Origin of the sequence: Bacteroides sp. 1_1_14 (assembly GCF_000162515.1) — a bacterium.
GTDB classification, from domain to species: domain Bacteria; phylum Bacteroidota; class Bacteroidia; order Bacteroidales; family Bacteroidaceae; genus Bacteroides; species Bacteroides thetaiotaomicron.
Map to the genome: position 1 here is coordinate 52769 of NZ_GG774712.1, position 24231 is coordinate 76999.

17 protein-coding genes, 1 tRNA gene and 2 pseudogenes are annotated in these 24231 nt (G+C 43.5%); 8 read left to right on the forward strand and 12 right to left on the reverse strand.

The genetic code is table 11. The features are described 5' to 3' along the window. The 3 genes and pseudogenes from HMPREF9007_RS02900 to wecB form a co-directional block, all read right to left on the reverse strand. Positions 1 to 319, reverse strand: a 319-nt coding sequence (locus tag HMPREF9007_RS02900) for an AAA family ATPase (RefSeq protein WP_008763435.1), incomplete at its 3' end; no start/stop codon positions are given. Positions 320 to 323: 4 nt separating this feature from the next. Then, a pseudogene (locus HMPREF9007_RS02895) lies at positions 324 to 2898 on the reverse strand (DUF5686 family protein). A gap of 415 nt (positions 2899 to 3313) precedes the next feature. After that, positions 3314 to 4399, reverse strand: a complete 1086-nt coding sequence (gene wecB / locus HMPREF9007_RS02890; protein ID WP_008763436.1) for a UDP-N-acetylglucosamine 2-epimerase (non-hydrolyzing) — start codon at positions 4397 to 4399, stop codon at positions 3314 to 3316. Positions 4400 to 4481: 82 nt separating this feature from the next. Between wecB and HMPREF9007_RS02885 the strand changes: the two are divergent. After that, a pseudogene (locus tag HMPREF9007_RS02885) lies at positions 4482 to 5112 on the forward strand (trimeric intracellular cation channel family protein). 5 nt (positions 5113 to 5117) lie between these two features. Here the strand turns inward: HMPREF9007_RS02885 and HMPREF9007_RS02880 are convergent. The 3 genes from HMPREF9007_RS02880 to HMPREF9007_RS02870 all read right to left on the reverse strand — a co-directional run bounded on the left by HMPREF9007_RS02880 (position 5118) and on the right by HMPREF9007_RS02870 (position 7243). Beyond that, a complete protein-coding gene (locus HMPREF9007_RS02880; RefSeq protein ID WP_008763438.1) occupies positions 5118 to 5612 on the reverse strand; it encodes a DUF4251 domain-containing protein in 495 nt (164 codons plus the stop codon). A gap of 95 nt (positions 5613 to 5707) precedes the next feature. Next, positions 5708 to 6670, reverse strand: coding sequence for a M48 family metallopeptidase (locus HMPREF9007_RS02875; protein ID WP_008763439.1), 963 nt, complete (start codon positions 6668 to 6670; stop codon positions 5708 to 5710). Between the two features lie 12 nt (positions 6671 to 6682). Then, positions 6683 to 7243 (reverse strand): LemA family protein, encoded by a 561-nt coding sequence (locus tag HMPREF9007_RS02870; RefSeq protein ID WP_008763440.1) that lies wholly within the window; start codon positions 7241 to 7243, stop codon positions 6683 to 6685. Between the two features lie 242 nt (positions 7244 to 7485). On the opposite strand from HMPREF9007_RS02870, the gene HMPREF9007_RS02865 reads away from it, so the two are divergent. Beyond that, complete coding sequence (locus tag HMPREF9007_RS02865; protein ID WP_008763441.1) at positions 7486 to 7989, forward strand: RNA polymerase sigma factor; 504 nt, start codon at positions 7486 to 7488, stop codon at positions 7987 to 7989. A 209-nt stretch (positions 7990 to 8198) separates the two neighbouring features. Then, entirely contained in the window at positions 8199 to 9974 is a 1776-nt protein-coding gene (locus HMPREF9007_RS02860) for an oxaloacetate decarboxylase (protein WP_008763442.1), read from the forward strand. Between the two features lie 87 nt (positions 9975 to 10061). Here the strand turns inward: HMPREF9007_RS02860 and mtgA are convergent, their stop codons facing one another. The 3 genes from mtgA to HMPREF9007_RS02845 all read right to left on the reverse strand — a co-directional run bounded on the left by mtgA (position 10062) and on the right by HMPREF9007_RS02845 (position 13003). Beyond that, positions 10062 to 10808 carry a monofunctional biosynthetic peptidoglycan transglycosylase gene (gene mtgA / locus HMPREF9007_RS02855; RefSeq protein WP_008763443.1) on the reverse strand — a complete coding sequence of 249 codons (747 nt, stop codon included), beginning with the start codon at positions 10806 to 10808 and terminating at the stop codon, positions 10062 to 10064. Beyond that, positions 10786 to 11502 (reverse strand): OmpA family protein, encoded by a 717-nt coding sequence (locus tag HMPREF9007_RS02850; RefSeq protein WP_008765906.1) that lies wholly within the window; start codon positions 11500 to 11502, stop codon positions 10786 to 10788. The genes mtgA and HMPREF9007_RS02850 overlap by 23 nt, the downstream gene beginning before the upstream one ends. Before the next feature lie 145 nt (positions 11503 to 11647). Beyond that, positions 11648 to 13003, reverse strand: a complete 1356-nt coding sequence (locus tag HMPREF9007_RS02845) for an MATE family efflux transporter (protein ID WP_008763445.1) — start codon at positions 13001 to 13003, stop codon at positions 11648 to 11650. A 91-nt stretch (positions 13004 to 13094) separates the two neighbouring features. On the opposite strand from HMPREF9007_RS02845, the gene HMPREF9007_RS02840 reads away from it, so the two are divergent. The 3 genes from HMPREF9007_RS02840 to rsgA all read left to right on the forward strand — a co-directional run bounded on the left by HMPREF9007_RS02840 (position 13095) and on the right by rsgA (position 16689). Continuing rightward, complete coding sequence (locus HMPREF9007_RS02840; RefSeq protein ID WP_008763446.1) at positions 13095 to 14486, forward strand: GDSL-type esterase/lipase family protein; 1392 nt, start codon at positions 13095 to 13097, stop codon at positions 14484 to 14486. Between the two features lie 81 nt (positions 14487 to 14567). Next, positions 14568 to 15338, forward strand: a complete 771-nt coding sequence (locus HMPREF9007_RS02835; protein WP_008763447.1) for a hypothetical protein — start codon at positions 14568 to 14570, stop codon at positions 15336 to 15338. A 283-nt stretch (positions 15339 to 15621) separates the two neighbouring features. Next, a complete protein-coding gene (gene rsgA / locus HMPREF9007_RS02830; RefSeq protein ID WP_008763448.1) occupies positions 15622 to 16689 on the forward strand; it encodes a ribosome small subunit-dependent GTPase A in 1068 nt (355 codons plus the stop codon). A gap of 112 nt (positions 16690 to 16801) precedes the next feature. Here rsgA and HMPREF9007_RS02825 read toward each other — a convergent pair whose 3' ends face one another. The 3 genes from HMPREF9007_RS02825 to HMPREF9007_RS02815 form a co-directional block, all read right to left on the reverse strand. Continuing rightward, the gene (locus HMPREF9007_RS02825; protein WP_008763449.1) at positions 16802 to 17272 is read right to left on the reverse strand and encodes a GyrI-like domain-containing protein; all 471 of its coding nucleotides are present in this window, start codon (positions 17270 to 17272) and stop codon (positions 16802 to 16804) included. Between the two features lie 20 nt (positions 17273 to 17292). Next, positions 17293 to 18426, reverse strand: a complete 1134-nt coding sequence (locus tag HMPREF9007_RS02820; protein WP_008763450.1) for a GyrI-like domain-containing protein — start codon at positions 18424 to 18426, stop codon at positions 17293 to 17295. Between the two features lie 334 nt (positions 18427 to 18760). Further along, positions 18761 to 18833: transfer RNA gene (locus HMPREF9007_RS02815), tRNA-Lys, on the reverse strand. 122 nt (positions 18834 to 18955) lie between these two features. On the opposite strand from HMPREF9007_RS02815, the gene ettA reads away from it, so the two are divergent. Together ettA and HMPREF9007_RS02805 are read left to right on the forward strand one after the other, a co-directional pair. Then, positions 18956 to 20644 (forward strand): energy-dependent translational throttle protein EttA, encoded by a 1689-nt coding sequence (gene ettA, locus HMPREF9007_RS02810; protein ID WP_008763451.1) that lies wholly within the window; start codon positions 18956 to 18958, stop codon positions 20642 to 20644. 216 nt (positions 20645 to 20860) lie between these two features. Beyond that, positions 20861 to 24133: a TonB-dependent receptor gene (locus HMPREF9007_RS02805; RefSeq protein ID WP_008763452.1), complete on the forward strand. Its 3273-nt coding sequence runs from the start codon at positions 20861 to 20863 to the stop codon at positions 24131 to 24133. The last annotated feature ends 98 nt before the right edge of the window (positions 24134 to 24231 follow it).

Below are 24231 nucleotides of genomic sequence, written 5' to 3' on the forward strand. Positions count from 1 at the left end.
AACGATGGATTTCATCGATAAACAAGATCGGACTGGATTGCGAGAAAAAGCGGTTGCTCTTGGCACGCTCTATCACTTCGCGCACATCTTTGACGCCTGAAGTCACGGCACTCAGCGTATAAAACGGAGTTTCCAGTTTATTGGCGATAATCTGTGCCAATGTGGTTTTTCCCACTCCGGGAGGTCCCCAGAGGATAAACGAAGAAATACGTCCTGCATCAATCATCTTGCGCAGGATAGCCCCCGGTCCAACTAAATGTTTCTGACCGATATAATCATCCAATGTCTTTGGTCGTAACCGTTCTGCTAAAGGTTGCATAGTTTTAGAATACCATTAATACCATGAAACGAATACCGTTCTTGTTGATACCCGGATTGTCACGGTAGGTGAAACGATGTACATATTCAACGTGCAGCAACTTGAAAATGTTGTAGATACCTATACTTCCTTCGATATACGGCACCTTCGGGTCCATCACGAAACTGGTGAATTTACCGTCACGTGTCGGGAAACGGAAGAGGTCGGGGTTGCTGCTCTTGAATGGATTGTTCTTGTCGGTCAATGTCCCCCACAATGCGCGGATACGGAACATTTCTCTCCATTTCAGATTCTTGATCAGCGGGATGCGGTTGAACAACTTTCCGTTCATGTCATAAGAAAGTGACATGGACGCATACCGGTCGTTCAGGAATTCCATATTGTTGATCAGGGAAAATGTCTCACGTTGAGTGATATATGACAAGTTGGCTTCCGGCAGAATCAATAGCGGGAAAGGTACGACATTCCATTCTGCCCCTGCTTTTACGCTACAGTCTATCTTTCCCCACGAAGCGGGAAGCCAGAAACGTTTCCAGATGCTTGCTTCCGTGCGGTTGAAGTTGTATTCTCCGCCCAGCACGCCTTTGAAGCCCATGGCATGAGTCAGCGTGAAGATAGGAGCGTCCAGCGACACCGGAACACGGCGCTGCTTGGAGTTGACGAAAGATTCTCCCGGAGCATAACGCAGTGTCACACTCGCTTCGGAAGTCGTGATGTCATGCACACGGGTTTGTGCAGCGTCATTCCGCAGATATTCCAGTTTTCCGGTAGGCTCGTCATTTCGATGGCGGAGCATGGCTTTCACTCCGAATCCCGTCAGCGTTTCGAGTTCGTAGTTGATGGTAGCATCACGCATATATGACATCTGGTCTACCGTTGTCGTTTTCATCGAAAGGAAGATGTTGTCTTTGTCCGTAAACAGGAACTTGTCCATCGGCGACATTACATCATAACTGTACGTTGCAGATATAAAATGTTTTGGAAACTCCCATACTACATAATCTCGTTTGTTGAAAGAATAAGTCAGCGTTCCGCTATATTTCCACTTTTCGTCTTTCAGACCATAAGCTCCGTATCCGCTCAGGAACCAATGCTTGTCAAAATGGGCAGTAGTCATACCACTCAGGCGGAAACGGGTTCCGTCGATGTAGTTGCTTGAAATCATGGTGTTGATAGGACCGATATCCACTTTGCTCTTATGGCCTTTGCTGCCTGTTTCCACAAAGTTCTCGATCAATGCTTTCGCACCGAAGATGATATATTTGAATCCCGGAATCTGTTCCAGACGGTTGACGAATACATCCATATTGCTTTCCTTTCTGGTCAACGGCACCTGGCGCACACTCGCCCAGTATTCGTCACTTTTCGAAAGCATGTCGGCCTCCTTGATCACAGGACCTTTCAAACGGAACAACCGCTGTTCTATCGGATCAACTTATAATTGCTGTATTTAGTCGTTCGTTCTACCTGTAACCCTCCCGAGGTTTTGTTGGAACTCCATGAAAGGTCTACCGTCATGTCGTCATCCGCCAATACCCAGTTCCCGTTGGGAAGCTGCTCGTACTGCTGCACGATGTCCATGCGGTTGACAAAGTTGACGCCACTCTTTTTAGGCAGGTTCATCGTACACTTCTGAACGGCATAGGTCGAATCTTTCAGCACATAAAGATGCCCTGTAAATCCGAAATCCTGTGAGTTCTGCGGTACGAATGTCAGATGTACGCATTCGCGCTTGTCCACCATCAGCGTATCCATCAGGTAGTATTTATAGAACGAGATGGCATTGTTGCCGATAGGGCTTACGAATCGCTGTTGGAGCAGCCGGATGTCATCATCATAAATGTTGATATCGGCAAAAACATCCTTCAGAACAGTCCCCAGCATGTCTCCTGTGGAGAAAAACTCTTCGATACCATTGGAGTTCTTTCCTTTGATAATGGTCTTTTGCTTTCGGGGTCTTTCCGGAAAATGGTTTGTGAGGCCGTTTCCTGTACGGAGATAGGGAGAATCAGTTTGTTGGTCGTCTCCGACACTTCCACCTGATCTTTGAGGAATGAGTATTTCTTGTAGATACCCTTTTCCAGTTTCTCCGGAGTCAGGTCGTTGATAGACATTTTCATTTTCTCGTACTTGTCGTACTGGTAGTAATCGTTCACTTCGAGCACTTGTGCTTTTTTGTGTTCGATCACTTTCTTCATGAATTCGACTGCCGGATTATTCTTGCGGGAGTATTTTTCTTTCTGTGGCTTTACGACTACTTCGGTGAGCATTACATCGTCCGGAGAGAGTTTAACATTGACGGTCTGATTTCCGGAGCCTACTTTAACGGTTTTGGTGACATATCCGATGGAAGAGAAAACGAGCGTTCCTCCGTTTCTCCGCGCGTCGAGCTTATATTCTCCGTCAATATTGGTTACAGTACCCATATCTCTCTTGTCTTGGTAGTAGACAGAGATATACATTAGTGGTTCATGAGTGACTGAATCAGTTACAACCCCCTTTATTTGCTGCGCAAAAGCATTTGAAACTGCAAATACGACTAAGAGCAGTATCAGTATTTTGTTATATCGTTGTATCATAACGTTCGTAGTAGGGCTGCAAAGTTAACAAATAAGTCTGAGTAAAATAGAGTATATAACTTTTTTTACCCATCGTTTTTTGTTATTTACAAGCTTATATCATTCAACAATGGAAGGAGGCAGATTGTTTGGTCCTTTTTATCCTTCCCTTTTCAACGTATGTCACATCATGCGAACCGACTTGCTCCGATTGTCTTCCGTAGTTCCAAAATCTGTTTCAACGGTTGAAACAAAAAGTTTCATGCCTTGAAACTCTAGTTCCCACTGCTTGAAACTCTGGTTTCTACGCCTTGAAACTTTGGTTTCCTCGGCGTGAAACTTTCTGAAACACTTGTCGAACCTGATAGTGGTCGGCTACTTCTGTCTGGCTATTAAGCCGGCTCGTTGATCATCGAGTCCGGCTCAACCACTCCGGTTATTTACTTGATAATATTTGTACGATTCGTTCGGCTGTTCGTCCGTCCCAGCGTTCGGGGAGTTCGCCTTTCTTCCATTCACCTTTCATCAGCGTATCCATAGCCTGAGCGAGTGCTGCCGGATCTTCGCCGACCAGTTCATTCGTTCCCACGCGCCACGTTTCCGGATGTTCGGCATACGTGTTGAGCGTGATACAGGGGATGCCGAGAAACGTAGCTTCTTCGGCTACGTTGCCGGAGTCCGTGATGATTCCTTTAGCTTTATTGATCAGATATCCGAAGAAAAGATAATTCTGCGGAGGCATGATATGAAGGTTCGGGGCTTCTATGCCGAGGTCTTTGATTGCATTGCGCACATATGTGTGCATGGGCGCTACGATGGGCATACCAGCAGCTTTTTCGATCATCGTTTGTATCAACTTCCGCAGGTTCTCTTTGTTGTTGAGCAGTACACGTCGGTTGAGGGTGAGCAGGAGATAATTGCCCTCCTGAAGTCCCAGTACGGAGAACCATACCGGTTTGAGCAGTCGGTTCCGGTTGAAACGAACGGTATCTACCAAAATGTTGCCGACATAATATACGTTTTCACTTTCCGTGCCTGTCTGATTCAGATTTCGGTTGGCCACCATGCCGGCGGTAAATAGATAATCGGATACTCCGTCCGTAATCATCCGGTTTACTTCCTTCGGCATCTTCATGTCGAAGGAACGTGTGCCGGCTACCAGATGGGCTACCTTGATTCCTTGTTTCTTGGCTACGATGGCACAACTCATGGTTGCTGTCAGATCATCCACTACCAGGACGACGTGTGCCGGATTTTCCGTCAGCTCCTGTTCGAAGGCGATCATGATTCCGGCTGCCAGACTGGTGGGGTTACTGCTTTCCACTCCAAGGTAGACATCGGGAGCTTTCATGTCGAGATCCGAAAACAGGGAAGCATCCAGACTTGTATCGTCCCGTCTGCCTGTGTACACCAAACGGTAGGAGATGCTTTTACCCAGCCCTCTTGCGGCTTCGATGGCGCGTGTGATAGGGGCTATTTTCATGAAATTGGGGCGTGCCCCGGCAACAATTGTTATTTTCATATTGTTTCTATCTAATTCGTGTAGCAAAAGTACATTTTCTTACGGAATTTATTCGTTACTTTGCATACAAAATAACAAATATATGCCGACATTCGTTCAAATTCTTGATTTTATAGGCACATTTGCCTTTGCTATTAGTGGTATCCGGCTGGCTTCAGCAAAGCGTTTCGACTGGTTCGGAGCCTATGTCGTAGGTCTTGCTACCGCTATCGGTGGCGGTACTATCCGTGATGTACTGCTGGATGTGACGCCCGGATGGATGACGAACCCTATCTATTTGATCTGTACGGGACTTGCCTTGATCTGGGTGATCTGTTTCGGTCGCTGGCTGATCCGTCTGAATAATACCTTTTTTATATTCGATACCATCGGACTGGCTTTGTTTACGGTGGTCGGTGTGGGGAAAAGTATCGCTTTAGGCTATCCTTTTTGGGTAGCCATCATCATGGGTAGTATCACAGGTGCCGCAGGAGGTGTGATTCGTGATGTCTTTATCAATGAGATCCCCTTGATTTTCCGAAAAGAAATCTATGCGATGGCGTGTGTAGTAGGCGGCATCGCTTACTGGCTGTGCGATGCCGCAGGGATGGAATCTTATGTCTGTCAGCTCGTTGGCGGATCGGCGGTTATTTGTTACACGCATCCTTGCCGTGAAATACCACATTTGCCTTCCTATATTAAAAGGTAGTGAAGAGACTGACGGCGATTCTTGAAGATTTTATTTCTTGTCCAGATCCACTTCTCCCCGGTAGCTGATTGCCTGACGGTTCTGCATCGTGACATCGATGCTGGTGGTGCCGTCGGGGAACACTTTCGCCCTGAACTCAAAGAAGTCTTCCGGACTTCGGGCGGAGAATTTGATAATGGCGTTTCCCTTCTTATCCATATCCATCGTGTATTCTTTGAGGGGAGCGTTGAATATCAGCCCGCTTCCTCCGCCGTAAGGAACGCTGTAAGCACGTCCGTAATAAGGGAGGTAAGAGAATACCGAATCATTTCTGATTTGCAGTGAGTATTGTGAAGTCAGAGGTATAGAACGTCCGCGCATGGGCATAGCAGTGTTGACGTCTATCTTGTAGTCTTCTGATACGATCAGCTGTCTGACAGCTTCTTTCTTCTGTTCCTTCTTCTCCTTCTTGGTCTGTGCCGAAAGAGTCGGGATTCCTGCTAGCATAACCAGCAGTAGCATAAGGATTTGTTTTCTTGTTTTCATATCAGTTACAGTTTAGTGTATATATGTATAACACTCAAATATACTAAAAATAAGGAGTCCCCCTGCTTTCTTTAATGAAAATTAAACAGAAATCTTTAGAACTGTTCCAGAATGGAGATTCGTTTCTCGATAGGGGGATGCGTGGCAAAGAGGCCGCTAAGTCCGCTGAGGGCACTTTTCGACTGGTCGCCCGGATTCTGAATGAATAATTGCGCCACATCCCCACGTTTTACCGCTTCTATATCCGGATCATCGGAAATTTTGCGCAGGGCACTTGCCAATGCTAACGGATTCTTTGTCATCTCCGCCGAACCGGCATCTGCCATATATTCGCGCTTCCGTGAAATGGCGAAGCGCATCAGACTGGCAAAGAAGTAACCGACAGCGGCTATTACTAAGGCAATCAGTATGATGAGGATAGCTCCTCCGCCGTTTTTCCCGTTGCTACGTATGCGCGCGTGCGTAATAGTATAGAAAGTGATCTGCGTCAGCATCGAGAAGATTCCGACAAATACAATCGAGACGATCAGCAGGCGCACATCTCTGTTGCGGATGTGAGTCAGTTCGTGGGCGATGACTGCTTCCAGTTCTTCGTCGTTCAACTTCTGAATAATCCCTTTCGAGAGAGTGACCGTATAGGTGCGGTCGTTGATACCGCTGGCAAAAGCGTTCAATGAATCGTCGTCGATGATATTGATTTTCGGAGTCTTCATTCCGTTTGCCATGCAGAGGTTCTCGACCAGATTGTAGACACGTTTGTTCTCTCTGCGGTCGAGAGGTTTGGCGCCTGTGGCGGCTTTGATGATACTCGTATTCGCCCAGAAAGCTATCAGGAACCAAATCAATACGACCCCCATCGTATAGGGGAGGGCATTGATGAAAAGAGGATTAGCCAATTCCAGGATACTTACTTCCATGCTTTCACCGTGCCCCATAGCGGCCAGCAGATAGCAGGCCAGATAAAGCAATGCTGCTACCAGGCAGGGAAATAGGAATAACAGAAGAACAGAGCGCCGGTTGTTCCGGCTCTGCTGTGTTTGGATTCCGACGTACTGCATACGTGCTCGTTTTTAGAAACTGATCTTCGGTGCCTGTTCCAGATTCGCACGTTCGTTGGTACCCAGGTCGAACATGATTTCTCTGCGGAAACCTGCCATACCTGCTATGATGTTGGACGGGAATGTCTGAACCGCATTATTATATTCCTTCGTAGCCGAGTTAAAGTAACGGCGTACAGCAGCCAATTTATTCTCTACATCGGATACTTCTTCTTGCAGTTGCAGGAAATTCTGGTTTGCTTTCAGGTCCGGATAAGCCTCCAACGTGATTTTCAATCCCGATAAAGCGGAAGATAATTGATTCTCAGCTGCTATCTTCTCGTCGATTGTCTTGGCGCTGACTGCACCGTTACGTGCCTGAATCACCCGTTCGAGGGTATCTTTTTCGTGTGCGGCATATCCTTTCACGGTATCCACTAGTTGCGGAATAAGGTCGTGGCGCTGTTTCAGCTGCACGTCGATGTCTGCAAAAGCATTTTCACGGTTATTTCTCAGTCTCACCAATGAGTTGTACATGGAAGCAAAAATGATTCCCAACAGTACGATTATTCCTACGATAATAAGTATAGTCATGTCCTTTACTTTAAGTTAATAATACTACCCAAAAGTAAGTTATTTTGTATTGCCAAACAAGAAGAAGAGAATAAAAAACGTCCTAAACCACCTAAAAACTATCAAAAAGCACCTAAAATCTATCATTTGACAGTTTCACCCCCTAAGAAATGACGAATTTCCCCCTGTTTGACTCATAAAATACCTTTAAACTTGCAAACGTCAAGAAAGAAACGAAATATTAACCGTAAAACCCTTAAAGTATGAAAAGTTTAAGTTTCAGAAAAGATTTAATTGGAGTTCAGGAAGAGTTGCTTCGTTTTGCTTATAAATTAACTGCCAATCGTGAAGAAGCAAATGATTTATTGCAAGAAACATCATTAAAGGCCTTGGATAACGAGGAAAAATATGTTCCCGATACAAATTTTAAAGGATGGATGTACACAATCATGCGTAACATCTTTATTAATAACTACCGTAAAATAGTACGTGACCAGACATTCGTAGATCAGACCGACAATCTGTATCATTTGAATCTCCCCCAAGACTCAGGATTTGAAAGTACGGAAGGCGCTTATGACTTAAAAGAGATGCACCGCATCGTCAACGCGCTGCCGAAGGAATATAAAGTACCATTTTCAATGCACGTATCCGGTTTTAAATACCGTGAGATCGCTGAGAAGCTGGACCTACCCCTCGGAACGGTGAAGAGCCGCATATTCTTCACACGCCAACGTTTGCAACAAGAGTTGAAAGATTTTGTATAAATAGGGATAACACATTAGTCAAACAATTAATTCTGGTAAGGAGCAACGGGTAAAAACTCGCTTGCTCCTTTGATTTTGTGACAATATGATATTAAACATGTCTTTATACCCCAACTTATTCTCTCTGTATTTGTTATTATGTCAGAGAACTCAGTATATTTGTATCAACTAGTTAACCTAAGTAATATAAATCTCATCTATTTACGGCAATGAAAAAGGAAATCAAATTCAGTCTCGTTTATCGGGATATGTGGCAGTCGTCCGGCAAGTATCAACCACGTGCCGATCAGTTAGTAAGAATTGCTCCGTTAATTATCGAAATGGGTTGTTTCTCCCGTGTAGAAACCAACGGAGGCGCGTTCGAACAAGTCAACCTACTGTATGGCGAGAACCCGAACAAAGCCGTCCGGGCTTTCACAAAACCTTTCCACGAAGCCGGCATACAAACTCATATGCTCGACCGTGGTCTGAATGGTCTTCGAATGTATCCCGTTCCGGCAGATGTGCGCCGGTTAATGTATAAAGTAAAACATGCGCAGGGAGTGGACATCACCCGTATCTTTTGCGGCTTGAATGAAGTCAGAAATATTATTCCTTCCATTCATTATGCCCTTGAAGCGGGGATGATTCCGCAGGCAACGTTATGTATTACGTTCTCGCCCGTGCATACCGTAGAATATTATACCGCTATCGCCGAGCGTCTGATAGAGGCCGGAGCACCGGAAATCTGTCTGAAAGATATGGCAGGTGTCGGTCGCCCCGAAATGCTGGGACGTCTGACGAAAGCAATCAAGGAACGGCATCCCGAAATCATCATCCAGTATCACGGACATAGCGGACCGGGGCTTTCGATGGCTTCTATCCTCGAAGTTTGTGAGAATGGCGCGGATATTATTGATGTCGCAATGGAACCGATCTCGTGGGGGAAAGTTCATCCGGACGTTATCTCCGTGCAGGCTATGCTGAAAGACACGGGATTTCAGGTACCGGAGATTAATATGAAAGCCTACATGAAAGCCCGTGCCATGACACAGGAGTTCATTGACGATTTTCTGGGTTATTTTATGGACCCTACCAACAAGCATATGTCTTCTTTGCTCTTGAAATGCGGACTTCCCGGAGGTATGATGGGTTCTATGATGGCCGATCTGAAAGGAGTGCATTCCGGCATCAATCTGATATTGAGAGGTAAGAACGAACCGGAACTGAGCATCGACGATTTGCTCGTGATGCTGTTTGACGAAGTGGAATATGTGTGGCCGAAACTCGGCTATCCTCCATTAGTGACTCCGTTCAGCCAATATGTGAAGAACATGGCATTGATGAATGTGATGTCTCTGATCAAGGGAGAGGAGCGTTGGACGATGATCGACAACCATACCTGGGATATGATTCTAGGTAAGAGTGGTCGTTTGCCCGGTGCACTTGCTCCGGAGATTATCGCATTGGCAAAAGAAAAAGGATACGAATTTACGGACGAAGACCCGCAGAAGAACTATCCGGATCAACTGGACGAGTATCGTAAGGAAATGACAGAAAACAGCTGGGATTTCGGACAGGATGATGAAGAACTTTTCGAACTGGCAATGCACGACCGCCAATATCGGGATTATAAATCGGGTATTGCCAAGAAACGTTTCGAAGATGATTTGCAGCGTGCCAAAGATGCCGCATTGGCAAAACAGGGATTCTCCGAAGAAGAAGTGAAACGGATGAAACGTGCCAAAGCCGAACCGGTGACGGCAATGGAGAAAGGGCAGATCATTTGGGAGATCGATGTGGAATCGCCTTCTATGCCGCCCGAAGTGGGACATAAATATGATCCGGACGATGTGTTTTGCTATATTGCTACTCCTTGGCATACATATGATAAGGTGTTGGCGAATTTTAGCGGTCGTGTGATCGAGGTATGTGCCAAGCAGGGAGCATTGGTAGATAAAGGCGAACCATTGGCGTATATCGAGAGGTGTGAGGAACCAGCATAGTCTGTATCTCAAATAATAACAGAAAAAAGTAATCCCTTTATCCTTGTCTTGTTTCTTGATGAAATAGATTGTGATAAAGGGATTGCTTTATTTCTTTTTCTTCTTCCTGGTGTCTTTCTTATCGACCGCCTTTTTTTCTACAGGCGGAAACTTAGGAACCAGATTCATTAATCGCAATATCTGTTTTTGTCGTTTCAATAGGTAAGCCGAAGGCTTTGCAGAGTTAAACCGTATCGGGTTAGGGAGCGTAGCGGCAATCAGTGCGCACTGTCCTGAGCTCAACTTGGCAGCTGTTGTGTTGAATTTATACTTTGCGGCAGCCTGTGCGCCATAAATCCCTTTTCCCATTTCGATGGAGTTGAGATATACCTCCATAATCCGTTCTTTCGACCAGAACAACTCTATCAGAAAGGTGAAATAAACTTCGAAACCTTTGCGTATCCAAGACGATTGCGGCCACAGGAACACATTCTTGGCTGTCTGCTGGCTGATGGTACTTGCTCCGCGCTTCCGTTTCCGTTTCTCGTTCTCCTTCATCGCTTTCTCTATCTCGATGAAATCGAATCCGTTGTGTTCGGCAAAGCGGTTGTCTTCGGAGGCGATGACCGCCATCGGCAGGTGAGGAGATATCTTATCAAAAGAAACCCACGTGTGTTTCCACGTGGGTTTATCTCCTGACGCAAGCTGCTGTACACTTCGGATGACCATCAGCGGAGTGACATACACCGGCATAAAGCGGTAGACGATCACAGCCAGAATGGTAGATGCAAAGAAGAAAATCAGCAGGTTGCGCGCATAACGCAATATTTTTTTAATTGGAAGCGGCCTGTGCATCTTTAATCATCTGCTCACTTGCGTACATGTAAACTTCTACACGACGATTCTGTTCTCTTCCGGCAGCTGTGTCGTTGCTGGCGATAGGATCGCTTTCGCCCATTCCCTGCACACCTTTAATCTGGTTGGAAGAAACGCCGCAGTTTAACAGGTAGCTGGCTACACTCTGTGCACGTTCCTGTGACAAGTTCAGATTTTTCTGACGGCTTTGTTCGGCAGTACTGTTTCTCCAGCCCTGATTGTCGGTATATCCGTAGATGGATACGTCCATGTCTCTGTTCTGGTTGAGTACGTTGTTGGCGAACTTGCTCAATGCAGACTTGGCAGCAGCACTCAGAGTTGCATTACCGGTAGTGAAAAGAATACCTGAATCGAATGTAACTTTTACTGCCTGCAATCCGTTGTTGTCAGTTATCTGCTCTACTTGTGCGCCTTCAATTTGTTTTGCTTCTGCTGCCGCTTTATCCATCTTCTTTCCGATAAGGGCACCTGTTCCTGCACCTACTGCAGTACCGATAGCCGCACCGATGGCAGCACCCTTGCCTTTACCGATAACACCGCCGAGGATAGCACCCAATGCAGCACCCGAACCACCGCCGATTGCGGCACCTTTGCCCGTATTGTTCATGCTTGCGCAGCCACTGAATATCATGGTTATACTCATGAAGAGAACCATCCATTTCATCTTGTTCATAATGCAATGTTTTTTAAATAGGTTTATAAAATAATACTTTAATAAATTAACAACGCAAAGATACATATTATTTGCCAAGGTCATACTTTTTAAGTTAAAATAACTCCGGACGATCTTTGTATATGTAAAATAACAAACGACACGACTACCTTGTTGACACGGAAGGCAGATTTAAGCATTTTTTCCTGATCATGGTGAACCATCCCAAGAGAATCAGTCCTTTGGCAATCGTTGTGACGCATACTGCCCACCAGATACCTTCTACTCCCATGCCCATCCGTACAAACAGGATGGCAAGCGGAATGCGCATATAGTTGCATACAATGCTGACAATGGCAGGAGGCACGGTACGCCCGATGCCGTAGAACACTCCCTGCATCGTGATTTCGAGCATCATAAACAGCTGCGAATATCCGTCGATACGAAGAAATACACCTCCGGCTTCGTAAGCCGCCTGTTCGGGGACAAAGATCGAAAAGACCTCATTGCCGTAAAAGACAAACAGCAGCGTGCAGAACGTTCCGAAGATTCCCGTCATCCATAGGGTGGTGTGCCAGGCTTTTAGTACCCGTTCTATTCGTCCGGCGGCGAAGTTCTGGGCAATAAAGGCGCTGAGTGCGGTGGAGAAACCTTGGGAGGTATTCCAGGTGATGGCTTCTATCTGTCCGCCGGTGGTGAAAGTCATCAGTCCGATGTGTCCGCCCTGTTCGGATGCGGTACGGCAGAGGAACATATTGACGAAGGCGAACAGTGTGTTTAGGGTAGCTACGGGCAGGCCTAGTTTCAGAATACGCCGCGTGTACTTTTTCTTCAGTCGGGAGAAGAAGGGGAAACCACCGAGCAGGGCGTCTTTGCGGAAACGCAGCTGGTAGATGAAGATGGCGAAAACCGTTGCCTGCGAGAGCCATGTAGCGTAGGCGGCACCGTTTGTTCCCAGCCCGAAGCCGAAGATAAACAGAGGGTCGAGAATGATATTCATAATCAGTCCCGTCCCACTGATATAGAATGGAATTTTGCTTCGTCCCGCTGCATTATAGATACCTGTGAAGGCAGCGGACAGGAATATGAACGGCAATGCGGTGGAAATAATCCGCAGGTATTCGATGGCATTGGCTGTGATGTGCTCTTCTAGTTCATAGATGCGGATAATGGGGCTTGCGAACATGAAAAGCAGTCCGCCCCAGCAGATCGAAATGATCAGAGCAATCGTGATATTGTGTGAAGCGAACTGGCGGGCATCTTCCTGATTCTGCGCACCGATGGATTGGCCTACGCTGACTTCGGACCCTACCTTATTTAATAAGGAGATAGAACCGGACATCCACGTCAGGATTCCTACCGAACCGATGGCGGCTACAGCCTCACTGCCCAATCGTCCTACCCATGCCATGTCTGTAAGGCTGTATGCCATCTGTATAAACGACGTTGCCATGATAGGCATCGCCAGATTGAAAAGTTGGCGGTTGATAGGGCCGTGTGTCAGATTCTTAATTCCTTGCATATCATTTTTTCTATTTAAAAGGAGGCGCAAAGATACATAAAATTACTATCTTCGCACATCAAATATTCATTAATCAAAGTATACAGATACTATGAAACAGAAATTCTCTTCTCTTTTTGTATTGCTGGTCCTGCTATTGACAGGTCTGCAAGTCTCGGCACAAAGTACGCCAAAACCATTTGATATTGAACAGCCTTCTCTTCGTGTTTTCCTGCCGGCACCGGAACTGGCGACAGGTCGTGCTGTGGTAGCCTGTCCGGGTGGAGGATACTCCGGTCTGGCGGTCAATCACGAAGGGTATGATTGGGCGCCGTATTTCAACAAACAAGGAATTGCATTGATTGTTCTCAAATACCGGATGCCGAAAGGCGACCGCACCCTCCCGATCTCCGATGCCGAAGCAGCCATGAAAATGGTACGTGACAGCGCTGACGTATGGAATCTGAATCCGAATGATATTGGTATCATGGGATCTTCTGCCGGAGGCCATCTGGCTTCGACCATCGCTACACATGCGCCTGAAGCACTTCGTCCCAACTTCCAGATTCTCTTTTATCCGGTGATCACGATGGACAAATCTTTCACCCACATGGGCTCTCATGACAATCTGTTGGGCAAGGACGCTTCTGTCGATCTGGAAAAAGAATTCTCCAACGAGAAGCAAGTGACCAAAGAGACTCCCCGTGCTTTCATTGTTTATAGCGATGATGACAAGGTAGTTCCTCCTGCCAACGGAGTCAACTATTATCTGGCTTTAAATAAGAAAGGTGTTCCTTCCGTTCTCCATATTTATCCTACAGGCGGACACGGTTGGGGAATCCGTGAAGATTTCCTCTACAAGAGTGAAATGCAGAACGAACTGACTTCTTGGTTGCGTAGTTTCAAGGCTCCTCGCAAAGATGCCGTCCGTGTGGCTTGCATCGGCAACAGTATTACGTTCGGAGCAGGAATAAGAAATCGCAGCCGCGACAGCTATCCTTCCGTACTGGCCCGTATGCTGGGCGACAGCTACTGGGTGAAAAACTTCGGAGTGAGCGCCCGTACCATGCTGAACAAAGGAGATCATCCTTATATGAACGAACCTGCTTATAAGAATGCGTTAGCTTTTAATCCTAACATCGTCGTTATCAAACTTGGTACAAACGACAGCAAATCATTCAACTGGAAATACAAAGCAGACTTCATGAAAGATGCGCAGACCATGATCGACGCTTTCAAAGGTCTTCCTTCACAGCCGAAGATTTATCTCTGCTATCCTTCCAAAGCTTATCTGACAGGTGACGGCATCAACGATGATATTATCTCTAAAGAAATCATTCCGATGATCAAGAAGCTCGCCAAGAAAAACGACCTGTCTGTTATAGACCTTCATACTGCTATGGACGGAATGCCCGAACTCTTTCCGGACCGTATTCATCCGAACGAAAAGGGAGCGCAGGTAATGGCAAAAGCTGTCTATCAATCTATCTCTGCTTTAAAATAAAAAATATGTTACCGATCATTGAGCTTTTAACCGGATAATTGTATTGATAATATAGCCCCTGATAAAAGAAAGGAGAATATTATGATTAGAACAGTTGCTGTCTTTGTTTTTGTGTCTTTAGCTTGTGTTGCTACTGCCTTTTCTCAAACTATAGAAAAGGGGAATAAAATGGATGTGCAAAAGAAAAATAGCTCTGCGGAAGTAAGCGGACACCAGTTGCCCGAAGCAAAAATCATAGAACCGAAGTTACCGGATATAGAGGCTAAAAAACTTGCAACAGATGATAAGTCCATGCAGACATACGGTCTGACACCTTCAAGTCCTGCATCGGGCTTATCTCCCTATTTTTACGATTTTCCTGCATTGCTGGAAAGTAATCCGGCATTGACGGATTTTTATAATTTTCGTCAGCATTCTATGAATGGACAGTTTTCTTTTATTGGGAGTGCAGAACAAAAGACTTATTTGGGATTGGGGCAATATGTAGCGGTAAATGCCGGAATGCGCTGGATTCCTTCTCAAAGATTTTTCGTTGAAGCGGGAGGAACCTTAAGCCGGCAATTCTATTTGGCTTTGCCTATAGCGAGGCAAGATATAGCAGGAATATATACGAGAATGCATTATTCTTTAGCCAGAAATGTCCGGTTAAATGTCTGGGGACAATATTTTATGGGGGGAAATACACCTCCTCCGGTTTACAATCCGTTATTTCCACATACAGGGGTAGGAGCTTCTATCTCGGTCGATGTGAAAAAGAATACGGAAGTAAGTGTCGGTGCGGAATACCAGTACGACAAGAATTCAAGGGAATGGAAAATGGAAACGTCAGGCCGTGTATCCATTGGCTTTTGACACATATTTCATCATTCATTTGGTTCTGTTATTTATTTCCCATATCTTTGACGCATTAAAATTATAATGTTTCATTAAAACTAGTGGATGTTTAACTCATCATTTATTACATCGGATTTGGTCTGATAAGAATCTGTTCACTTTAACAGATTCGAACTTTCATACTTTCGGATAATCTTTCCGGAAGTGATTCTCCTATATTATATAACTTTAGTTTTTATACCCGCATACAATAGCAAAAGCATTGTTGTGCTTTCACGTGTATGCTATATACATTAAGATAATGAGTAACGAAAATAATAATCTGTCATTATATGGTTGGAGTGATAATCTATTCCGGCAAAAACAAATCTCACAATTTAAAGATATGTCTCATGGACGAATCATCGTGACACATAAAACCTGTTATGAAGTAGTTGCAGAGGATGGCGTATATTTGTGTGAGTTAACAGGAAATATGATTTATGGCAGAATGCCTGATGAATACCCTTGTACGGGCGATTGGGTGATTTTTCAGCCATTTGATGCAAATAAAGGGATTATAGTTGATACGTTGCCTCGTGAACGGGCGTTGTATCGCAAGAAGAACGGAACGGTAGCCGACCGGCAGGCCATTGCTTCTTACGTCGATAAAGCATTTATTGTGCAAAGCCTTGATGATAATTTCAATGTTCGCAGAGCGGAACGTTTCATAGCCCAGATAATGGAAGAAAATATCAAACCGGTATTGGTGCTCAATAAAGCCGATTTAGGTTGTGACAGGCAGAAAATAGATGAAGCGATCAAACACATTGCCCGTCAGTTTCTTGTATTTATCACAAGTATTCGTCAACCTCAAACGATTCTCCGGTTGCGGGAATCCATAACAAAAGGCGAAACGGTCGTGTTTGTCGGCTCTTCGGGTGTCGGCAAGAGTTCACTGGTGAATACCCTTTGCGGGAAATCGGTACTGAATACTTCCGATATAAGCCTGTCTACAGGGAAGGGACGGCATACTTCGACTCGTCGGGAAATGGTATTGGTGGATGGCTCAGGTGTTTTAATCGACACTCCGGGTGTTCGGGAATTTAGTTTGGCGATTGACAATCCCGATTCGCTTGCCGAAATGTTTGAAATATCCGACTATGCGGAATCATGCCGTTTCAGCGATTGTAAGCATATCGACGAGCCGGGTTGTGCTGTTTTAGAAGCGGTACATAATGGTACGTTAGATCATAAGGTATATGAGAGTTATCTGAAACTCAAACGAGAAGCATGGCATTTCTCCGCTTCCGAACATGAAAAACGTAAGAAGGAGAAATCCTTTACGAAACTCGTAGAAGAAGTGAAGAAACGCAAGGCTAATTTCTAAAGAACTATTGAAGCAGGGAATGCCGGTACTTTATCAGACAAGGTGATACTGTATGACGGCTTCTCTGCTTCTTATTGTTTGGTAAGAGTTTACGGCAACTATTCTCTTGCTTTTAGAGTAAAGGCATTTCAACTCTTGTGACATGTTCCTCTTCGGGTACATCCGGATTGCTGTAATAATATTCTATTGATGTTCCCGAAGCCTTATATCCATTTGTTTTTATCCATTCGGTCATCTCATTGTACAGCTGTGCCAGTTCATTGTAATTTCCTCTATGCAGACATACGACTATTCTTCTGGCGGGGAGGATGACAGATTGTATTTTTTCGTCACCTTGTAAAGGTTTCGAAGATTTCAGTCCGATAATCATTTTTATACGATCTTCGGTCAGGCTTTCGAAGTCGGGGTACTCTACGAAGGGGATATCCGTGGTTACTTCTCCCTGTTTCTTGAATAAAGAGTCTATTCTTACAAAATTCTTTCCAATAGCCTGCGACATACCTTTCATATCGGTTTGTACTTCAATAGCCAAAGCGGGCTGTTCCGGCTGCTGTAAAAGCATGATTTCTGATATCTTTGCCATAGATTCTGTTTTAATGGTGATTATTTCCGTATGACCGGTATATATATTTCTGTTAGTAATTCCGACGTTTTCGTGGTGGACGGATGATTCATATACATCTCAAAGCTGAATGTGTTTTGGGGATGGTATTTACTTTTCGGAAACCATTCCTCATAAATGCTCCTGTACACCTTGTGTAAGGAAGAATAGCTCCCCGTATGCCTGAACACGGCATATCGCCCTCCGGGAATCTGCATGATTCCCGGTGATGGTCTCGCTTTAGTGTCATCGCGAAGGGTGATGCCCAGATAGAACCGGCACTTCTCCGTAGGCGTAATCGACGGATCGTCCATGCTAAGGCTGATAAACTTGTCATATCGTGGGTCTGCTTCATACTGTTCGGCATGATGCAGTAGTTTATTCCAAAGTAATCTGTATTTTAGTTTGTTTTTATACGCTTCACCCACTTCGATGCAGAATATCTTTATCGGGCTGATCACTTTTATCTCCGGTTTTATGTTTGTTGCCGGATTTTCACCGTTCGGTCTGTGCTTTTCTCTGTATTGAGAAGTTGATATGCCAAAATGTTTCTTAAAAGCTTTGGCGATACTGTATTTAGTCTGATAACTCGTTTGCTCTATGATTTGCTTTAGCGTATAGTCCGTAGAGATCAGCAGATGTGCAACGTGTTCCATGCGCAAACGCTGTATGTAACTGCCGATATTCTCTCCGGTAGCGGTGCGGAACACTCTTCTGAAATGAAATTTGGACAGTCCGCTCATCGAACTCAGCGTGTCGGTATCCAGTACCTCCGTCAGATGACCGTTGATGTACACTATTATGTTCTGAATCATCTTATGATGAAGGCTGCTTGTCTCTTGCTTTTGCCGCCATCTGTTCAGTGTGGGAAGGCGTTTGTCCAGTATCTCCCTCAGCTCTTTCGGAGAATAGTCCGTGTCTGCGTATTCATTATATTTATCTGTATATTTTATCCAGATGTCGATCATTTCCCACATGGATATATCAACAATGTATTTCCCATCCTTCAGGCAGTAATAACAAAACTCATCACTCCTCGAACCGTCAGAGTTGGTGCCTAAATATTCCTCCACGTCGAAGCGGAGCGGCATTCCGCAGCTTTGGCAATATCTTTTATTTATTTCTGATTCAACCATTTGACTAATCTTGCATTCTTTGCAAAAATAAGCTATTTTTTCAGTAAACAGTTGTCCGGAATAGCCATCTTTTTATTAACAAATGTTCATTTCCGCTATTTCTTAAAGTTGTATCTTTGCTGCGCTTTTATAATATATAAGGTAAAGATGGAAACAATAACTGGAAAAAGAAGTTTATCATTCTATGAGCCGATTGTTTGGTGTAGGTCTGTTTGTCATCGATTCGATATTGGATATGTTTTGGGCTTTATGTAGAGTCTTATATTTATGTTCTGTGTATATTAATAAAAAAACCTCTGATAATCAATGATTATCAGAGGTTTTTTTTACTCCGTGATCCAGCTGGGGCTCGAACCCAGGACCCCAACATTAAAAGTGTTGTGCTCTACCTGCTGAGCTACTGAATCAATCCTTTATGCTTTCTTTCGAATTGCGGGTGCAAAGGTAGAACATTTTTTTAGAACTCCAAAGCATTTCAAACATTTTTCTTATCTTTGTGCCATTATCAACAATATACAATCATTAATATATGGCTGACGATAAAAAAATCATCTTCTCAATGGTGGGAGTGAGCAAAGCTTTCCAACCAAATAAAAATGTACTGAAAGACATTTACCTGTCGTTCTTCTATGGAGCGAAGATTGGTATTATCGGTCTGAACGGTTCCGGTAAATCTACCTTATTGAAGATTATCGCGGGTCTGGAGAAATCCTATCAGGGAGAAGTGGTCTTCTCTCCGGGATATTCTGTGGGCTATTTGGCACAAGAACCTTATCTGGACGACACAAAGACAGTAAAAGAAGTAGTAATGGAAGGTGTGCAACCGATTGTTGACGCACTGGCAGAATACGAAGAAATCAATCAGAAATTCGGTTTGCCCGAGTATTATGAAGATCAGGACAAGATGGATATACTTTTCGCCCGTCAGGGAGAATTGCAAGATATCATCGACGCAACTGATGCATGGAATCTGGACAGTAAACTGGAACGTGCGATGGATGCGCTCCGTTGTCCGCCCGAAGATCAGCCGGTGGTGAATCTCTCCGGAGGTGAACGCCGTCGTGTCGCTCTTTGCCGTTTGTTGTTGCAGAAACCGGACATCCTGTTGCTCGATGAGCCTACCAACCACTTGGATGCTGAATCTATCGACTGGCTGGAACAACATTTGCAACAGTATGAAGGTACGGTTATCGCCGTAACTCACGACCGTTACTTCCTTGATCACGTTGCCGGATGGATTCTCGAACTCGACCGTGGCGAAGGTATCCCTTGGAAGGGAAACTACTCATCCTGGCTGGAACAGAAGACCAAACGGATGGAAATGGAAGAAAAGACCGCCAGCAAGCGTCGTAAAACACTGGAACGTGAGTTGGAATGGGTGCGCATGGCTCCGAAAGCTCGTCAGGCGAAAGGAAAAGCCCGTCTTAATTCATACGACAAGTTGCTGAATGAAGACTTGAAGGAGAAAGAAGAGAAGCTGGAAATCTTTATCCCGAATGGTCCCCGTTTGGGTAATAAGGTAATCGAGGCAAAACACGTAGCGAAGGCATACGGCGACAAACTGCTGTTCGATGATCTGAACTTTATGCTTCCTCCTAACGGTATTGTTGGTGTCATCGGTCCTAACGGTGCAGGAAAAACAACTCTTTTCCGTCTGATTATGGGATTGGAAACGGTAGATAAAGGTGAGTTTGAAGTAGGAGAGACCGTAAAGGTATCCTATGTAGACCAGCAGCATAAAGACATTGACCCGAACAAGAGCGTCTATCAGGTAATCTCCGGTGGTAATGATTTGATCCGTATGGGTGGACGTGATATCAATGCACGTGCGTACCTGTCCCGTTTCAACTTTGCCGGTGCCGATCAGGAAAAACTTTGTGGTGTTCTTTCCGGTGGTGAAAGAAACCGTCTGCATCTGGCGATCGCTCTGAAAGAAGAAGGTAACGTTCTGCTGCTCGATGAGCCGACCAATGACATTGACGTGAACACCCTTCGTGCTTTGGAGGAAGGTTTGGAAGACTTTGCAGGGTGTGCGGTAGTCATCTCTCACGACCGTTGGTTCCTCGACCGTATCTGTACACATATCCTTGCTTTTGAAGGGGATTCTAATGTATTCTACTTTGAAGGTTCCTATTCAGAATATGAGGAAAACAAATTGAAGCGTCTGGGCAATGAAGAGCCGAAGCGTGTTCGTTATAGAAATTTAATGACTGACTAGTATTTGTTGACAGATTACAAGTTAAATCTCGCTTAATATACGAAAATGAAAGGCTCTGCAAACATTGCAGAGCCTTTATTGTTTTCGAAAGCAATAAAATGTTTATCTCTCTTAAAAGAATGTAGCATAATTGTCATCTAAGTCTAAATAATATTAATTATCTTTGTGCACAGTTTCAATGAAACAAACAATTAGTATTAACTAATAAATTACATTATGTTGAAGAGAATGCGGTCTTTTTTAGTGGTCGTAATGTTACTGATTACTGCTACGATGAGTGCGCAAGTTACCACAGCAAGTATGAGTGGTAAAGTAACAGCACAAGATGAACCTATTATTGGAGCAACGATCGTTGCTATTCACGAGCCCTCCGGTACCCGCTATGGTACAGTGACCAATGTCAGTGGGCAATTCAATCTGCAAGGTATGCGTACTGGCGGTCCTTACAAAGTCGAAATCACCTATGTCGGCTATCAGTCAGCCATTTACAAGGGCATCCAGTTGTCATTAGGAGAAAACTACGTATTGAATGTTTCTTTGAAAGAAAGTTCAGAGTTGTTGGATGAAGTAGTAGTAACAGCACTAAAAACTATCGAAAAAATAGGTACTGTTACTAATGTAAGTGAACGTCAGATGAACACTTTACCTACTATTAACAGAAGTATAACAGATTTCACAAAGCTCTCTCCTTATGCAGGTGGAAGCAGTTCTTTTGCGGGGCGTGATGGACGTTATAACAATATAACGATTGATGGTGCTTCGTTTAATAATAGTTTCGGATTAAGTTCTAATAATTTACCTGGAGGAGATTCTCAACCCATATCTTTAGATGCAATCGATGAGATTACTGTAAATGTCTCTCCTTACGATGTTAAATATTCCAACTTCACAGGTGCTTCTATTAATGCTGTAACAAAAAGTGGAACAAACTCATTTTCGGGTACTGCATATACCTATCATAAACCAAGAGGATTTGCAGGGAGCTCTATTGACGGTGAGGATATTCTTAAAGCAAAAGAATACAACTCTCATTCATATGGTGTAACTTTTGGAGGTCCAATCATTAAGAATAAGCTTTTCTTCTTCTTGAATGCTGAAATTGAAAATAAGGAAACTCCGGGGGTAACTTGGCTTCCTAATCAAGATCAAAATGGAACAGGGGATAGCGGAAAACGTATCTCACGTACTTGGGTGGGTGATATGCGTACTATCAGTGACTTTGTTAAAACTAAATATGATTATGACCCCGGACAGTATGAGAACTTCAATAATTTCCAAAGTGATAATTGGAAGTTAATGGCTCGTATTGATTGGAATATACATCAGAATCATAAGTTGACAGTGCGTTTTAATTCTGTTTCCTCAGAAGATGACAGAGAAGTAAGCGCTAAGTCCACTATTATAACTAGTACTAATTCTAATCGTTATGGTTTGGATGCCTTTTCTTTTGGTAATTCAAACTATAAGATGAAAAACGTAGTAACATCGATAACAGGCGAGTTAAATAGTCGTTTCTCGAATAATGTTCAGAATAAACTGTTAGCCACATATACTCATATTAGTGATACACGCGAGCAGAAAGGCTCTGATTTTCCTTTTGTCGATATATATAAGGACGGAAAGCAATATATAACTTTAGGTACAGAAGTGTTTACTCCTAATAATCAGGTTATCAATAATGTATTTAGTCTTGTTGATAATGTGAGTATATCATTAGGAAAACATGAATTGCTTGCTGGCGTTTCTTTTGAACGCCAATATTTTAAAAATTCTTATTTGAGAGGCCCTTACGGATATTATCGTTATGATTCAATGGATGATTTTATGCAGGGAAAAGTACCTACCATTTATGGTATTACATATGGGTATAATGGTAATGATGCTCCAGGTTCTGAGTTGACATTCGGAATGGCTGGTGTGTATGCCCAAGACGTATGGTCTCTTACTCCTAATTTTCGTTTGACTTATGGCTTACGTCTGGATATGCCAATATATATGAATTCATTGGATTCTAACAAGTCAATAGAGGAATTAGCTTTTGTAAATAATACTCATGTCGATATTTCTAAGTGGCCGAAGACGCAAGTCTTGTTTTCGCCAAGAGTCGGTTTTAATTGGGATGTAAAAGGTGATCGCTCCGTAATTGTATCAGGAGGTACAGGAATCTTTACTGGATTGTTACCTTTTGTATGGTTCACTAATCAACCAAGTAATTCGGGCTTATACCAAAATATGGTAGAGTATAATACACAAAAAAATCCGGGCTCTTTACCTGCTGACTTTGGTTTTAATCCTAATTATAGAGAAACTCTGCAGAAATATCCCAGTTTATTTCCTTCTACACCTTCAGAGCAAGCACCTGATGTTATAGCATATGTAGATCCTAAGTTTAAGATGCCGCAAGTTTGGCGTAGTAATTTGAATGTGGATATTCAACTGCCGTATGATTTTATGTTATCTGTTGGAGCAATGTATACAAGAGATATTTATAATGTTGCGCAGATCAATATGAATGAGGCTGAGCCTACGGGTGTGTATAATGAACAACCGGATCGTATTTATTGGGCTTCAAAAAAATACGAGTATAATGATTATACTAATGGTAAGAATGTAGTAGTAAAACTTTCTAATGGAGAAGATAAAGGATATCAATATTCTTTTAATGCTATTTTGACAAAGAAATACGATTTTGGTTTTACAGGGTCTATCGGCTATACTTATACAATGGCTAAAGATCTGACTGCAAATCCTGGGTCAGCACCTAATTCAGCATGGCAAAATAATGTGGCAGTAAATTCATTGAATGATCCTGGAGTATCTTATTCTTTATTTTCTACGCCCCATCGTATTATTGCTAATGCTTCTTATGAAATTAATTATGCTAAATGCTTAAAGACAACGTTCTCGTTATTTTATTCAGGATATCATACAGGACGTTATTCCTATACATATTATAATGATATGAATGGTGATGGCAATTATTCGGATTTAATATACGTGCCTAACTCTCAGGATGAAATGACCTTTGTTGATATTACAGATAAAAGTGGTGCTATTACTTATTCTGCTGTAGATCAAGCTAAAGATTTTTGGGATTTTGTGAACAATGATTCTTATCTTAAAGATCGTAAGGGAAAATATGTGGAACGTAATGGATCTTTAACACCTTGGATTAATCGCTTTGATTTTAAAATTGCTCAGGATTTTTATGCAACTTTAGGTGGGCGTAAATATGGAATACAGGTTAGCCTTGATATGCTGAATGTAGGAAATATGATTAATTCAAAATGGGGAGCATATCAATCTTGTGGTCTCAAGAGTTATGACAATGTACAGTTATTAAAAACTGCTAGCAAAGTTGGTGAACCCTTGACTTACCAGATAAATGCTAATTCACGTGAAGCTTTTAAAGAAAGATCATCATGGCAATATACCAATACCATTGGTAGTGCATGGTCTATGCAATTAGGAGTAAAAGTTACTTTCTAATACAAGTTTTAAAGTTAAAAAGAAGGATTTTATTTTAATGGGAAGCCAGTTAATTCATAATGAGTTAACTGGCTTTTTTGTAGCCTTTCTATATAGTG

Coding starts and splice junctions, on each gene's coding strand:
- wecB (WP_008763436.1), bottom strand. CDS start 4,399: ATGAAAATAACAATTGTTGCCGGGGCACGCCCCAATTTCATGAAAATA.
- HMPREF9007_RS02880 (WP_008763438.1), bottom strand. CDS start 5,612: ATGAAAACAAGAAAACAAATCCTTATGCTACTGCTGGTTATGCTAGCA.
- HMPREF9007_RS02875 (WP_008763439.1), bottom strand. CDS start 6,670: ATGCAGTACGTCGGAATCCAAACACAGCAGAGCCGGAACAACCGGCGC.
- HMPREF9007_RS02870 (WP_008763440.1), bottom strand. CDS start 7,243: ATGACTATACTTATTATCGTAGGAATAATCGTACTGTTGGGAATCATT.
- HMPREF9007_RS02865 (WP_008763441.1), top strand. CDS start 7,486: ATGAAAAGTTTAAGTTTCAGAAAAGATTTAATTGGAGTTCAGGAAGAG.
- HMPREF9007_RS02860 (WP_008763442.1), top strand. CDS start 8,199: ATGAAAAAGGAAATCAAATTCAGTCTCGTTTATCGGGATATGTGGCAG.
- mtgA (WP_008763443.1), bottom strand. CDS start 10,808: ATGCACAGGCCGCTTCCAATTAAAAAAATATTGCGTTATGCGCGCAAC.
- HMPREF9007_RS02850 (WP_008765906.1), bottom strand. CDS start 11,502: ATGAACAAGATGAAATGGATGGTTCTCTTCATGAGTATAACCATGATA.
- HMPREF9007_RS02845 (WP_008763445.1), bottom strand. CDS start 13,003: ATGCAAGGAATTAAGAATCTGACACACGGCCCTATCAACCGCCAACTT.
- HMPREF9007_RS02840 (WP_008763446.1), top strand. CDS start 13,095: ATGAAACAGAAATTCTCTTCTCTTTTTGTATTGCTGGTCCTGCTATTG.
- HMPREF9007_RS02835 (WP_008763447.1), top strand. CDS start 14,568: ATGATTAGAACAGTTGCTGTCTTTGTTTTTGTGTCTTTAGCTTGTGTT.
- rsgA (WP_008763448.1), top strand. CDS start 15,622: ATGAGTAACGAAAATAATAATCTGTCATTATATGGTTGGAGTGATAAT.
- HMPREF9007_RS02825 (WP_008763449.1), bottom strand. CDS start 17,272: ATGGCAAAGATATCAGAAATCATGCTTTTACAGCAGCCGGAACAGCCC.
- HMPREF9007_RS02820 (WP_008763450.1), bottom strand. CDS start 18,426: ATGGTTGAATCAGAAATAAATAAAAGATATTGCCAAAGCTGCGGAATG.
- ettA (WP_008763451.1), top strand. CDS start 18,956: ATGGCTGACGATAAAAAAATCATCTTCTCAATGGTGGGAGTGAGCAAA.
- HMPREF9007_RS02805 (WP_008763452.1), top strand. CDS start 20,861: ATGTTGAAGAGAATGCGGTCTTTTTTAGTGGTCGTAATGTTACTGATT.